The sequence below is a fragment of the Rhodococcus quanlei genome (assembly GCF_055231015.1).
The window spans coordinates 24521-38518 of the sequence record NZ_JBUYWD010000004.1 but is presented as its reverse complement, the minus strand read 5'-3'; the positions used below and the strand labels follow the sequence as shown (position 1 = coordinate 38518).

Here is a 13998-nt window from a genome sequence, read left to right as displayed (position 1 = left end):
CACTATTACCGGTGTACAGATGTACACTGAAAATGAGGAGGTTTGGGGTGGCCACGATCGACAGTCGTCGCGGCGGGTTGCGACGTCGGTTCACATGGGTGACTCTGCTCGAGGCGATGGCGACACCGCACTCCCTCGACCGTTACCTGGAATTGGTGGATCCCATGACCACTGTTCGGGATCTGCGAGGCAGGGTGGAGTCCGTGGTTCGCTCCACGCCGGACACCGTCACCCTGACGATTCGGCCGACCAGACAGTGGCGGGGGTTCACCGCAGGGCAGTATGTACAGGTGGGCGTGGTTATCGACGGTGTCCGACACACTCGATGCTATTCGCCGGCAGGTTCCGATCGGCGGCGTGACAACCCCATCGAACTCACGATCAAGGCGCACGCCGACGGGTTGGTGTCGGGGCATCTGCGCACCGACGCCGAGCCGGGAATGATGGTCAGCCTGTCTCAGGCGCAAGGCGATTTCGTGCTTCCGTCGCCGCGTCCGCGCCAGTTGGTTCTCCTCAGTGGCGGCAGTGGAATCACTCCGATGATTGCGATGCTACGCACTCTCGTCGACGAGGGGCACACCGGCGGAGTCACTTTTCTGCACTATGCGTTCACCGAAAATGATGTTGCGTATCGAGCTCGGTTGGATGAGATTGCCGACGAGAACCCGAACGTGAACGTCGTGTACGCATACACCGGCGACACGAACGAGGGGCACCTGCACGGATTCTTCGGGAGGCATCATTTGGATGCGGTGGCTCCGTGGTTCGCGGACGGCGAGACCTACCTGTGCGGCCCGCCCGGCCTGATGCGCGGGGTGCGCGAGCTGTACCGCTCGCTCGGCATCGAAAGTCGTCTGCACACCGAAGAGTTCGCCCCGGCGGAACCCGTGCGTGACGGTGAGGCGGGCGGCACCCTCACCTTCGCCAAAAGCGGTGTGGGTGTCGAGAACGGCGGCGAGACCCTACTCGAGCAGGCCGAGTCCGCTGGCCTGACGCCGGAATACGGCTGCCGCATGGGGATCTGCTTCTCGTGTACCGCCACCAAGACGTCCGGGTGCACGAAGAATGCACGTACCGGCGAGACGGATGTCGAGCCCGACAAGAAGATTCAGCTGTGCGTTTCGGTCCCGGTCGGCGACGTGACCGTGGACATCTGACACGCGGTGGACATCTGACCGCGCTCGCATACCAACGTTCCGTATTTCAACGACCTGGAGGTCGACATGTTCGGACTATCGTTTCTTCCCTTTCTCGACGACCGGAAAGAATCTGCACCGCAGCCGCCGCTCGTGCTGGCCTATGACCAGGTGGAGGCGTTGGGGCGCGACCTCGATGCGCTTCGTGACCGCGTCGTGGCCGACCTCGGCGCGGAAGATCGTGAATACATCTACAAGGTCATCAAAGCGCAGCGCGGCCTCGAGGTTGCCGGTCGCGCACTGATGTATCTACCGTTCGTACCGCCGGCCTGGCTGGCAGGCGTGGGTGCACTCGGACTGTCGAAGATCCTCGACAACATGGAGATCGGCCACAACGTCATGCACGGCCAGTACGACTGGATGCGTGAGCCGGGGTTGAATTCCCGTGTATTCGAGTGGGATACGGTCTGCCCGGCCGACCAGTGGAAGCATTCCCACAATTACATGCACCACACCTACACCAACATCCTCGGACGCGATCGTGACATCGGATACGGCATTCTGCGCATGGACGAGGGCCAGAAGTGGAATCCCTACTACCTCGGAAATCCGGTGTGGGCACTTCTCTTGATGGTGTTCTTCGAGTGGGGTGTGATGCTGCACGACCTCGAAGCCGAGAACGTCGTGCAGGGTAAGCGGAAGTGGGAGGACGTCAAACCACTCGCGAAGGGTTGGTGGCGCAAGGCCGGCCGGCAGGTCCTCAAGGACTACGTCGTCTTCCCGGTACTGACCGGGCCGTTCTTCGTGTCGACCCTGGTGGGCAACGTGGGTGCGAACCTCATCCGCAACGTGTGGACTTACTCGATCATCTTCTGCGGTCACTTCCCGACCGGCGTGCAGACGTTCACCGAGGAGGAAACGGCAGAGGAGACGCGCGGCCAATGGTATGTCCGTCAAATGCTCGGCTCGGCGAACATCGAGGGCAGTGAACTGTTCCACATCATGTCCGGCAATTTGTCGCACCAGATCGAGCACCATTTGTTCCCGGACGTTCCGGCGCATCGGTACCCGCAGATGGCGCCCGAGGTGAGGGCGCTGTGTGAGAAGTACTCGCTCCCGTACAACACCGGGGGGTTCTTCTCTCAGATCGGCTCCGTGTGGCGCAAGATTTTCGCGCTTGCTTTGCCGCCCGGCCTCACCCGGTCGGACGCCGTGCCCGGTGTTATCGTCGAGCGTGAGAAGTCCGCGTCCTGAGAGGTGTTCGACATGGTGGGGAAGTTCGAGCGGCGTAAGGACACTGTCCAGGAGATGACAGAATCCACGGCCACTCATGTGGGCCGGATCGCGACGATCATCACGGGGGCCGTCCGCGACGTCACCCATGAGATCGGTGACTGGATTTCGGACGGAATCGAGATGCGTGATGCGGCGGAAAAGGCGAAGGCCGACAGTGACGAGAAGGCCGACAGTGACGAGAAGGCCGACAGTGACGAGAAGGCCGACAGTGACGAGAACGGCGTGGTGATCGATGCCGACGAGCCCGCCCGGGATTCGGGCACCGAGCCGGGTGGCACCTCCAGTCAGGAGTGACGGGTCAGGCGATCCGCGCTTCGTAGAGCCAGTAGTTGTCCTGGTGACCTTGAAGGTTTACTTCGAGCGGGTGCGCAATCACGTCCTCGAACACCTCCGCGAGGGATGTCTCGAGTTCGGGCGCCTCGGCCGCGGACCATACGGTCAGTGCGCCACCTGCCCGCAGAGCGTCACGAGCCTCGGACAGCAGGTCGGGGTGATATAGCGACCGATTCGAGTCGTGCACGAGATATCCGGGGCCGTTGTCCACGTCGAGCACCACGAGGTCGTAGGAGGAGTTCGGCGCCTGCTCGAGCACATCCGCCACGTCTGCGACATCGATGGCCAGGCGCGGGTCGGACAACATGCTCGGTCCGTGTGGGACGGTGCCGTCGTCCATCCAGTTCACCAGCGCCGGTTCGATCTCGACGACAGTGCACGCTTCCACCCGCTCGTCGGCGAGAACCTCGTTCATGGTGAAGCCGAGGCCGAGGCCGCCGACCAGGACGCTGCGAGGGCTTTCGACCGTCGCGAGCGCCACCGTGGCGAGAGCCCGCTCGGTGCTGGTCTCGAGCGTGTCCATCACGAAGATTCCGTTGGCACGCAACTCGAGGACGGTTCCGTCGTCCCCTCGTCGCTCCCGCAGTATCAGTTCGCCGCGCTCGGACTCGGCGCGTGCGATCGTGGCGAAGTCCATGCCCGCCATGATGCATCGACAAGCCCGTGGTTCGGCAAATCGCGGGATGCGCGTGTGGAGTGGATCAGATGACTCCCAGAGCGATCATGGCGTTCGCGACCTTCACGAACCCGGCTATGTTCGCGCCGTGCACGTAGTCGCCGTCGAGACCGTACTCTTGCGCGGTGTCGACGGTGCGCTGATGGATTCCCCGCATGATGGCAGCGAGGCGTTCATCGGTGTAGTCGAAACTCCACGAGTCGCGAGATGCGTTCTGCTGCATCTCGAGTGCCGACGTTGCAACGCCGCCGGCATTCGCTGCCTTACCTGGCGCGAAGGAAATGCCTGCACTGCGGAACACCTGAATGCCCTGCGGTGTGGTGGGCATGTTCGCACCCTCGGCGACGGCGATGACGCCGTTCTTCACGAGAGATCTCGCACCGTCCTCGTCGAGCTCGTTCTGGGTAGCGCAGGGGAGCGCGACGTCGCAGGGTACGTCCCAGATCGAGCCGGAATCGACGAAGGTCGCGTGTTGCACCTTGTCTGCGTATTCGCTGATGCGACCACGCCGGACTTCTTTTATGTCTTTGAGCAAATCGAGGTCGATACCTTTTTCGTCCACGACGTAGCCGGAGGAATCCGAGCAGGCGATGGGGGTGCCGCCCAGTTGCTGCACCTTCTCGATCGCATAGATCGCGACGTTGCCGGACCCGGAGACAACGACCCTCTTGTCGGCCAGACCATTGCGCGATGCCTTCAGCATTTCGGCGACGAAATAGGCCACGCCGTACCCGGTGGCCTCGCGACGAACCTGCGAGCCACCCCACGTGATGCCCTTGCCGGTGAGTACTCCCGATTCGTATGAGTTGGTGAGGCGCTTGTACTGACCGAAGAGGTATCCGATTTCGCGTCCGCCCACCCCGATGTCTCCGGCGGGAACATCCGTGTACTCCCCGACATGACGGTGAAGTTCGGTCATGAAGGACTGGCAAAAGCGCATGATCTCGGCATCGGACCGGCCCTTGGGGTCGAAGTCGGAGCCACCTTTGCCGCCGCCGATGGGCAGGCCGGTGAGTGCGTTCTTGAAGATCTGCTCGAAGCCCAGGAACTTGACGATGCCCAGGTTGACGCTGGGGTGGAATCGCAGTCCGCCCTTGTAGGGGCCGAGGACGCTGTTGTATTGCACGCGGAAACCACGGTTGACGTGCACTTGGCCGTTGTCGTCCGTCCACGGCACACGGAAGATGATCTGGCGCTCGGGCTCGCAGAGACGGTCGATGAGTCCGGCGTCTGCGTACTCGGGCTGTACGTCTGTGACTACACGCAACGAATCGAATACCTCGGCGACCGCCTGATGAAACTCCGGCTCGCCGGCATTGCGGTCGAGGACCTGCTTGTAGATTTCTTCCACGCGGTCACGTACGGACACCGCACACCTGCCTGTTCCTGTGAGGATTCTGTAACACCAAGTTCACATAACCACAGGAAACCCAGTGACGTGTACCTCGGGTGTGCGAATCGGACGAGAGAAGATTCACGTCGAGAGATTCAGGCCGACACCTAGGCGGGGATCAACAGTGCGACGACCGCAACGTGAACCCGCCTGTGATATGCGAGGTAAGCCGCGAATTCGCGGCTTATCGAACGGTCGGCGAGGTGATCTTTCTGGATCGTGAGGCCGCTGCGAGTGCTGAGTCCACGCCCAGGAAGGCCAGCAGGCTCAGGCCGAGCAACGGTACGAACCAGCCGACCCCGATCGTGAGCACCGCTACCGCGATCAGCAGTGCCGGGTCGGCCCGTCGCCAAGCTCCGCGGCTCGGGGCCTTGCCCAGTGCGCGGGGCTTTCGTTTCGGCCGCCGCCGCCACCACAACACGTAACCGCGGACGATGACGGACAGAAGTGCCACTGCCAGCACGACGAGGGCGATCTGGCTCATGAGTCCGAACAGAATGCCCATGTGCAGTGCGATGCCCCACGATGTCAGTTTGGCCGCGAGCGGCCAGTCGGCGAACAGAGAGACGTCGGTGACCGCGCCGCTTCTACCGTCGATCGCGATCGAATCGGGGGTGAACTGCCACGGCTGCCGTGTTTGCGCGACCTCGAAGGCGGTGTCGGTAGTCATTGGAATGGAAACCTCGACCGCGCCGCTCACTCCGTGAGAACGGGCAGTCGCGAGAACCGAGTCGACATTCGTGACCGCGGCCTGATGCATCGTGTGATCGGTGACCGCGTCGGACGCTGTACCGCCATGAGCGCCGTGACCTTCGTGACCGCCGCCTGAAGCGGATGTGGTTGGCGAGAGACCCGTATCAAGATCCGTATTCAGGGCCGGTGTGGTCCAACTCAGCGCCGAGCGAAGAGTGCCGACGTTCTCGCCCGCGTACTTCGACCACGTCAACCCGGTGGCGGACAAGAACACCAAGCCCACCGCGATCCAGATCCCGGCGACACCGTGCCAGCTCAGTGTTCGGGGGCGCCCGGTAGCACTCCGGTCGAGTGTGAGGAATCTGGCGGTTTCGCGGTCACGACGACGATTGGCGCGGTACCGAGCAGCCCACAGATACACCCCGCCGAGTGCGATGACCCACAGCCACGACGCAGCGAGCTCGCTGTAGATCCGGCCGGGCTCACCGAGGTGCAGGTTCCGATGCAGTCGAGAGATCCAGGTGCGCACCGGCAGTGCGCCGCCGCTGCCGTACATGACGAGTTCGCCACGGGTCTGTGCGGTGGCGGGATCGACGAACACAGCGAGGCGCTCGGACTCACCGAGGCTGGGGTCGTCGAACAGGACTCTGGTGCTCTCGCCCGGTTCTACTGCCGGACGCACCGCGGTCACGGTGAGATCGGGGCGAACGTCCTGTGCGGCGCGTACCTGTTCGGAGACCGGGACGGCTGGACCGGTGGTGTCGACGTGGAGATAGTCACGATAGAGGATCTGCTCGATCGTCGGCGCCACTGCGTAGAGGCCGCCACTGATGGTGGCGAGCACGAGGAACGGTGCGACCAGAATGCCCGCGTAGAAATGCATTCTCATCAAGAGTGGGCGGAGACTGAACGAAGGCCTGGATCGCTTCGTGGGGGTGGACGTTGTCGAGCGCGGTTCGGTCTTGTCGCGCTCGAGTTCGGGTACGGACATACGTTTGAAGCTCGATTCGATTCCGGCCGAGAACGCGCGCCGGCAGCGCCGACGAACTCGGGGGATGAGCGCCGCGGCACGAGCAAGGTGTGCGGCGTAAGGGAATGCCGCCGATCCCGTGCGTGGTCACACAGGACGGGAGGAGAGGTGAGATTCAGGCGAACAAGGGAGGGCCGCGGGTGCCTGCCGACGCTGTCGAGAGGAGAGAACACGAGACGTTCGAGCGATACACCGGAGTCGCGGACCACAGGTCGATTCCGACGGGGTACGGCCTGATCGCGGTCAGCACTACTCGAACGAGTGCCGCCAGTACACGAGTCGCGGCGGTCTCGGTTGCGAGGACGAGGATCGCCGTCACGATCAGAGCAGCAGCGTGTGCCGACAGCATCGGACCCGAGGGCAGCGCGCTGTGCGTGTGGTCGGAGGCCAAGGACAGAGTTGTGTGACCCACTGCCTGGCCTGCCGCGAGGATCCCGAACAGAAAGGGGAGTTGGGCGCTGCGAAACCGAACGGAGCCGACCGAGGTCCCGAATGCAGCGCACGCGAGTAGGAGAAGCACGATCGCTCCGTCACTGGGCGCGCCGGCGCCACCGATGCCGTGCGCCGCGATGCTCACACCACCGGACAGTGAGCCCACGGCACAGCCGCGCAATCGCGCGACGAGGCCTGGCCGTGAGTTCACCAGGAAATGATATCCCTGGTGGATACTCAGTGAGGCGCCGATGGCAGGAGTGGGACTCCGCGGAGTCGATGGGGATCGGGAAGCCGTCTACGACGCACCATGTGCAGCAGCACGAGCACGGATGCTGCGGCGGCGTAGATGCACCACAGTGATGCGAACGATTGCGTGTAGATCAGGCCGACGACGCTCAGTCCAATGAGATTGAGCGCCCCGAACGCGACTATGGACGGATAACCCGACATCAGCGCAGGCCCGATGACCGAGATGACGTAGAAAACGGCCCACACGCCGCCGTTCCGAATTCCGGTCTGATAGCTCAGTGCGTGCGGATACACGGTCACCCCGACCGGGTTGGTCAGGAGGGCGAACGCGAGATACGCCGAGACGAGCGCACCGAGCAATACGAACGGCGCGACCCGCAGGCGCGCACCGCGGGGCTCGAGCAACAGGACGGACAGCGGTAACAGCGTCGGTAACAGTGGCATGGCGACGAGGAGATACGCGAGCACGGCCGCATCTGTGACTCCGGCGGATACGTCGCCTTCGTGTCCAGCCCACACCACTGCTTCGACGAACTGGTGCGCGGAGAACACCGCCGGCAACAACGCGAACGGTAACTCACGAGGATGCTTGACTTCACGTAGAGACAGTGCGGCAACCGGAACCAGTGCCGCGCCCACGACGAGATCGGCGGTCATCGAAAAGCACATCAGCTCCATTGTCGCACTGACCTGCGGTTTGTGAGTACGCCTGCGTGAAACGCTTTCCAACCCTCACGCTGGCGCACACCCGCCGGAGGACGGCAATGTCCACACCCGTCCGGAGGACGGCAATGTCCACACCCGTCCGGAGGACGGCAATGTCCACACCCGTCCGGAGGACGGCAATGTCACAGAGTGCCCCCGGCAGGATTCGAACCTGCGACCAATGGATTAGAAGGCCATTGCTCTATCCCCTGAGCTACGGAGGCGCGTTGCGAATGCTACCCGTATCGCGGTCGGGGCCCGGCGATGGCATCAGGTGCGCCGGATGGCTGCACGAGGGATGCGCGTCTTCTACAGTGCGTCGTAGGTCCTACTCTTGAATGTATGGCAACACCCTCGACGGCCTCGGCCGAGGTGCAACAACCGGTAACCTCCGCGCGCACCCCCTCCACTGCACTCTTCGTCGTCGCGGGGCTTGTGTCCGCGATGGTCGCCGCAATCGTGGTCGGGTTGTCGGCCGCCGAGGCGCTGGTGCTGCTCGGAATACCGGACCCCGGTCCCGTCACCACATACGGTCTTCCGGCAGTTCGCGCGCTGGGAGAGATTGCCGCTGTGGTGGCCATCGGGTCGTTGTTGCTCGCCGCGTTCTTCGTGCCGCCGCAGAAGTCTGGTGTTCTCGACGTCGACGGCTACCGTGCCGCTCGGACGGCTTCGAACGCTGCGATGGTGTGGGCGGCCTGCGCCTTGGTGCTGGTGCCTCTGACGCTGTCGGAAGCATCGGGTCAGCCGTTCACCGAAGCGATGAAACCGCAGAACGTACTGAATTCGATCGACCAAGTCGAGTTGGCCGGCGCGTGGCGATGGACCGCCCTCATCGCGGTCGTGCTCGCGATTCTCGCGCGGTTCGCGCTCAGGTGGTGGTGGGCGCCGATCCTTCTGCTGATCGGGCTAGGCGGCCTGATGCCGCTCGCGCTCACCGGGCATTCGTCCTCGGGTGGTGCGCACGACGTCGCGACCAACAGCCTGATCCTGCACCTGGTCGCGGCCTCGCTGTGGGCAGGTGGACTGTTCGCGCTTCTCGCACACGCTCGCCGCCGAGGCGCGTATACCGATGTCGCCGCCAGACGGTTCTCGACCGTGGCTGGGGTGTGCTTCGCGGTGATGGCGGTGAGCGGTGTCGTGAACGCGCTGGTCCGATTGCCGTTGAGCGATGTGTTCACCACCACCTATGGGCAGCTGGTGGTGGCCAAAACCGTTGCCCTCGTCCTCCTCGGATTGCTCGGCTGGGCGCAGCGGCGCAGTTCGCTGCCGGCGCTCGCGGCAGATCCGACCAGTCGCAGCGCACTGATTCGTTTCGCCGGTGCGGAGGTGATGCTCTTCGCCGCTACGATCGGCCTGGCTGTCGGTCTGGGGCGTACGCCTCCGCCGCCGCCGGCCTCGGTCCCGTCGGTGCCGGAGGTCGAACTCGGGTACAACCTGTCCGCCCCACCCTCGTTCGGAGCGTTCGTCACGGAGTGGCGCTTCGACCTGATCTTCGGCACCGCGGCGATCCTCCTGGCGGGCCTGTATCTGGTGGGCCTGCGGAAGTTGCGTCGCCGGGGCGATTCCTGGCCGGTCGGGCGCACGATCGCGTGGATGTCGGGATGCGTGGTTCTCCTCATCGCGACGTCCTCGGGCGTGGGCAAGTACTCGCCTGCGGTGTTCAGTGTGCACATGGGTGCCCACATGGCGTTGTCGATGCTGGTGCCGGTCCTGCTCGTCCTTGGCGCCCCGGTGACGCTGGCTTTGCGTTCGCTCGAACCTGCCGGAAAGGACGGCGTACCTGGATTGCGCGAATGGCTGCTCACCGCTTTGCACAGCCGGGTGTCCCGATTCCTCACCCACCCGATCGTTGCCGCTGTGCTGTTCGTCGGCGGCTTCTACGCGCTCTACCTCGGCGGCATCTTCGACGCGGTAGCCGACAACCACGCGGCCCACGTCCTGATGAATCTGCATTTCCTGGTAACCGGGTATCTTTTCTACTGGGTGGCGATCGGTGTCGACCCTTCGCCTCGTCCGCTTCAGCCGGTGACGAAGCTCGCGATGGTGTTCGGGTCGCTGCCTTTCCACGCCTTCTTCGGTATTGCCCTGATGAGCATGGGCACGGTCATGGGGGAGTCGTACTATCGTTCGCTCGGCTTGGGGTGGAACGACGACCTGATCGGTGACCAGCAACTCGGCGGCAGTATCGCGTGGGCGACCGGCGAGATCCCCCTCGTGCTGGTGATGCTCGCATTGCTCATTCAATGGTCCCGCAGCGACGACCGCACGGCCCGCCGAGTGGACCGGGCGGCGGACCGTGACGACGATGCCGAGTTGGCGGCGCACAACGCGATGTTCGCGGAGTTGGCGCGCCGCGACCGCGAACGGGGCGAATGAACGATTTGTGTACAGGCAGGCCGGCTTCCCTGTAGGTTGCTGTGCACTCGTTCAGAGTTCGAAGTCGGGAGAAAAGTAGATGCGCCGCACGTTGATGGTTCTGGTTGCTGCGCTGACGGTGGGGGTGGCTCCGAGTCTTGCGCACGCTGCACCGGTCGACGCAGTGCCCGGGACGGTTACTCACACCGAACAGTTGCCCGCCGAGTTGTCCATACCCGGAGCGGCCGCGGCGTATCGGCTGACCTACAACACCCTGGGAATCGATCAACAACCCGCCACGAGCACCGGTGCGGTGTTCGTCCCGGAAGGCGTCGCCCCGGAAGGCGGGTGGCCGGTCCTGTCGTGGGCGCACGGGACCGTGGGCCTGGGTGACGACTGTGCGCCGTCCACACTGCCGAGAACGCCACGAGACTCCGACTACCTGTCCCACTGGTTGTCGCAAGGCTATGCGGTGGTCGCTACCGATTACGTCGGGCTCGGAACCCCGGGCCTGCACACCTATCTCGACAGTGACGTCGCGGCTCACAGTGTGATCGACATGGTGCGCGCCGGCGTGGCCGCGGTTCCCTCGTTGTCGACCACCTGGATGGCTATCGGACAATCACAGGGTGGGCACGCCGCACTGAACGCTGCGCACGAGGCGACGACCCATGCGCCGGAGCTGGATTTTCGTGGTGCGGTGACCACGGGTGCACCATCGAATCTCGAACACCTTTTTCCCTACGGTGACCCTGCTTTTCCGGAAATCGGACTCGACGGTCTGACCGTCTTCACCACTTACATCCTCGCAGGTCTGCGGGAGGTGGCGCCTCAGCTCGATGTGAACAGCTACCTCACGCCGTTGGGGCGCGAACTCGTCGATGCCGCGCAGACGCTGTGCTACTACCCGCAGAAGGAGCGCGTGGCGGGTGTGTCGGTAGGGGAACTGTTGTCGCGATCGCTCGACACCCCAGAGTTTCGCACAGCCATCACCGACTACCTGGCAGTTCCCACCAGCGGCTACGACCGTCCGCTGTTCATCGGCCAAGGGCTCACCGACACGGTGGTACCCGCGCCGCTGTCTTTTGCCTTGGTTCCTCAGCTGCAGGCCGGTGGCACCGATGTGACGTACCGGACTTATCCGACCGGTCACAGTCCGACAATGGCCGCATCTCTTCCCGATTCGACACCGTTCGTGGCCGCCGCGATGCGCTGAGGCGGGTTTCGAGAGCTGTCGAAGATGCTGGAACGAGCTGATGAAGAAGGTTGTTCCTACTGTCGGGAAGCCGACGCTTCGCGGATCGTCGGCGGGGTGCGGATAGACTGCCGAGAACGGTTCATGGCGGTGTCGTCGTTGTGCCCGAGGCTCCCGAGTGGTGTTGCTGCTGCTTCGGGAGCCGATTTGCTGTACCGGCTAACATCGATAACCAGAATCCCAGGTGACTTGCGGGGGATTGACGAACAATTCCGCAGGTCGAAGGCCAGAAACCCCAGCTAGGAGACTTTCAGCGTGGCTGAGTTCATTTACACGATGAAGAAGGTGCGTAAGGCGCACGGTGACAAGGTCATCCTCGATGACGTCACGATGAGCTTCTACCCCGGCGCCAAGATCGGTGTGGTCGGACCGAACGGTGCGGGTAAGTCCAGCATTCTCAAGATCATGGCGGGTCTGGATCAGCCGGGTAACGGTGAGGCGTTCCTCGCCCCCGGCGCTTCGGTCGGGATTCTCATGCAGGAGCCACATCTCGACGAGACCAAGACTGTGCGCGAGAACGTCGAAGAGGGCCTGGGCGAGACGATGGTCCAGCTCAAGCGCTACAACGAAATCGCCGAGCTCATGGCCACCGACTACTCCGACGAGCTGATGGAGGAGATGGGCGAGCTTCAGGAGAAGCTCGACCACGCCGACGCTTGGGAGATCGACTCGCAGCTCGAACAGGCGATGGACGCGTTGCGTTGCCCGCCGCCGGAAGAAATGGTCACCCATCTTTCAGGTGGTGAGAAGCGCCGCGTCGCCCTGTGCAAGCTGCTGCTCAGCAAGCCCGATCTGCTCCTGCTCGACGAGCCCACCAACCACCTCGACGCCGAGTCGGTGCTGTGGCTCGAGCAGCACCTGGCCGCCTACCCAGGCGCCATCCTCGCTGTCACTCACGACCGGTACTTCCTCGATCACGTGGCGCAATGGATCTGCGAGGTCGACCGCGGTCGCCTGTACCCGTACGAGGGCAACTACTCCACCTACCTGGAGCAGAAGGCCGAACGTCTCGAGGTGGCCGGCAAGAAGGACCAGAAGCTGCAGAAGCGTCTCAAGGAAGAGCTCGCCTGGGTGCGTTCGGGTGCCAAGGCCCGTCAGGCCAAGAACAAGGCCCGCCTCGGCCGGTACGAGGAAATGGCAGCCGAGGCCGAGAAGACCCGCAAGCTCGACTTCGAGGAAATCCAGATTCCTGCGCCGCCGCGTCTCGGTGACGTAGTGGTCGAGGTGTCGAATCTCGACAAGGGCTTCGACGGCCGCGTACTGATCAAGGACCTGTCGTTCACGCTGCCCCGTAACGGAATCGTCGGCGTCATCGGCCCCAACGGTGTCGGTAAGACCACGCTGTTCAAGACGATCGTCGGCCTGGAAGAGCCGGATGCCGGTGAGGTCAAGGTCGGCCAGACGGTCGAGCTCAGCTACGTCGACCAGAACCGTGCCGGCATCGACCCCGAGAAGTCGGTGTGGGAGGTCGTGTCCGACGGGCTCGACTACATCCAGGTCGGTCAGACCGAAATGCCCTCACGTGCTTACATCAGCTCGTTCGGATTCAAGGGTGCCGATCAGCAGAAGCCGTCCGGTGTGCTCTCCGGTGGTGAGCGCAACCGCCTCAACCTGGCGATGACGCTCAAGCAGGGCGGAAACCTGATCCTGCTCGACGAGCCGACCAACGATCTCGACGTCGAAACCTTGGGTTCGCTGGAGAACGCTCTCGAGCAGTTCCCCGGCTGCGCCGTCGTGATTTCTCACGACCGATGGTTCCTGGACCGCACCTGTACCCACATCCTGGCGTGGGAAGGTGGCTTCGGTGACAACGAGGCTGCTTGGTACTGGTACGAGGGCAACTTCGAGGGCTACGAGGCCAACAAGGTCGAGCGTCTCGGCCCCGACGCAGCCCGACCGCACCGGGTGACGCACCGCAAGCTGACGAGAGACTGAGCGCCGTGCCAGATCAGGTGTTCTCCTGCGAGATTCAGGTTCGTTGGGGCGACAGTGACCGGCTCGGGCATATCAACAACGCCCGCTACGTCGAGTACATGCAGGAAGCGCGGATCCTGTTCTTCACCCACGAAATGGAAATCGAGGGGGAGCGCCCCCATGCCATGGTCGTGCGCAAGATGGACATCGAATACCTGCGCCCGGCCACCGATTCGTCGGGTCCGCTGTCGGTCGAGGTGTGCGTGCTCCATCTGGGACGGTCGTCGTACACGATGCGTCACGTCGTCAAGGACCGGAATGGCGAGATCTGCGCCGCAGGCGACGCAGTTCTCGTGGCGTTCGACCCACACTCGGAGAAGTCCCGTCCCTTGTCGGACGCCGAGCGTGCGATGCTGACGCGCAACCTGGTCACGGAGCCTGCCCTCTGAACTGACCACCGAAGTTCCCACTTGTGTCGGATCACCGCGGCTACTCTCGAGGAGAGTGGGCCGCGGTGATCTGTATCTC

The 13998-nt window shown here is 63.6% G+C and carries 11 protein-coding genes, 1 tRNA gene and 1 pseudogene; 7 read left to right on the top strand and 6 right to left on the bottom strand.

All coding sequences use genetic code 11. The features are described from left to right. Positions 1-47: 47 nt before the first annotated feature. The 3 genes and pseudogenes from ACZI8Q_RS02730 to ACZI8Q_RS02720 all read left to right on the top strand — a co-directional run. The gene (locus tag ACZI8Q_RS02730) at positions 48-1157 is read left to right on the top strand and encodes a ferredoxin reductase (RefSeq protein ID WP_463371967.1); all 1110 of its coding nucleotides are present in this window, start codon (positions 48-50) and stop codon (positions 1155-1157) included. A gap of 66 nt (positions 1158-1223) precedes the next feature. Continuing rightward, entirely contained in the window at positions 1224-2390 is a 1167-nt protein-coding gene (locus tag ACZI8Q_RS02725) for a fatty acid desaturase family protein (RefSeq protein ID WP_463371966.1), read from the top strand. 12 nt (positions 2391-2402) lie between these two features. Further along, positions 2403-2609: pseudogene (locus ACZI8Q_RS02720) on the top strand (hypothetical protein); the annotation flags it as partial. A 121-nt stretch (positions 2610-2730) separates the two neighbouring features. On the opposite strand, the gene ACZI8Q_RS02715 reads toward ACZI8Q_RS02720, so the two are convergent. From ACZI8Q_RS02715 to ACZI8Q_RS02690, 6 genes are all read right to left on the bottom strand, one after another. Continuing rightward, the gene (locus ACZI8Q_RS02715; RefSeq protein ID WP_463371965.1) at positions 2731-3402 is read right to left on the bottom strand and encodes a spermidine synthase; all 672 of its coding nucleotides are present in this window, start codon (positions 3400-3402) and stop codon (positions 2731-2733) included. Between the two features lie 64 nt (positions 3403-3466). After that, entirely contained in the window at positions 3467-4810 is a 1344-nt protein-coding gene (gdhA, locus tag ACZI8Q_RS02710; RefSeq protein ID WP_463371964.1) for an NADP-specific glutamate dehydrogenase, read from the bottom strand. Between the two features lie 208 nt (positions 4811-5018). Next, the gene (locus ACZI8Q_RS02705; protein ID WP_463371963.1) at positions 5019-6518 is read right to left on the bottom strand and encodes a PepSY-associated TM helix domain-containing protein; all 1500 of its coding nucleotides are present in this window, start codon (positions 6516-6518) and stop codon (positions 5019-5021) included. A 154-nt stretch (positions 6519-6672) separates the two neighbouring features. Next, positions 6673-7200, bottom strand: coding sequence for a hypothetical protein (locus tag ACZI8Q_RS02700; protein WP_463371962.1), 528 nt, complete (start codon positions 7198-7200; stop codon positions 6673-6675). A gap of 26 nt (positions 7201-7226) precedes the next feature. Then, a complete protein-coding gene (locus ACZI8Q_RS02695; RefSeq protein ID WP_463371961.1) occupies positions 7227-7898 on the bottom strand; it encodes a DUF6629 family protein in 672 nt (223 codons plus the stop codon). Positions 7899-8097: 199 nt separating this feature from the next. Continuing rightward, positions 8098-8170, bottom strand: a tRNA-Arg gene (locus tag ACZI8Q_RS02690). A 118-nt stretch (positions 8171-8288) separates the two neighbouring features. On the opposite strand from ACZI8Q_RS02690, the gene ACZI8Q_RS02685 reads away from it, so the two are divergent. From ACZI8Q_RS02685 to ACZI8Q_RS02670, 4 genes are all read left to right on the top strand, one after another. Continuing rightward, the gene (locus ACZI8Q_RS02685; RefSeq protein ID WP_463371960.1) at positions 8289-10322 is read left to right on the top strand and encodes a cytochrome c oxidase assembly protein; all 2034 of its coding nucleotides are present in this window, start codon (positions 8289-8291) and stop codon (positions 10320-10322) included. Between the two features lie 79 nt (positions 10323-10401). Next, on the top strand, positions 10402-11517 hold the full coding sequence (locus ACZI8Q_RS02680) for a lipase family protein (protein WP_463371959.1): 1116 nt from the start codon (positions 10402-10404) through the stop codon (positions 11515-11517). Between the two features lie 294 nt (positions 11518-11811). Then, on the top strand, positions 11812-13491 hold the full coding sequence (gene ettA, locus ACZI8Q_RS02675; protein ID WP_463371958.1) for an energy-dependent translational throttle protein EttA: 1680 nt from the start codon (positions 11812-11814) through the stop codon (positions 13489-13491). 5 nt (positions 13492-13496) lie between these two features. Next, entirely contained in the window at positions 13497-13919 is a 423-nt protein-coding gene (locus ACZI8Q_RS02670) for an acyl-CoA thioesterase (RefSeq protein WP_463371957.1), read from the top strand. Positions 13920-13998 lie beyond the last annotated feature (79 nt).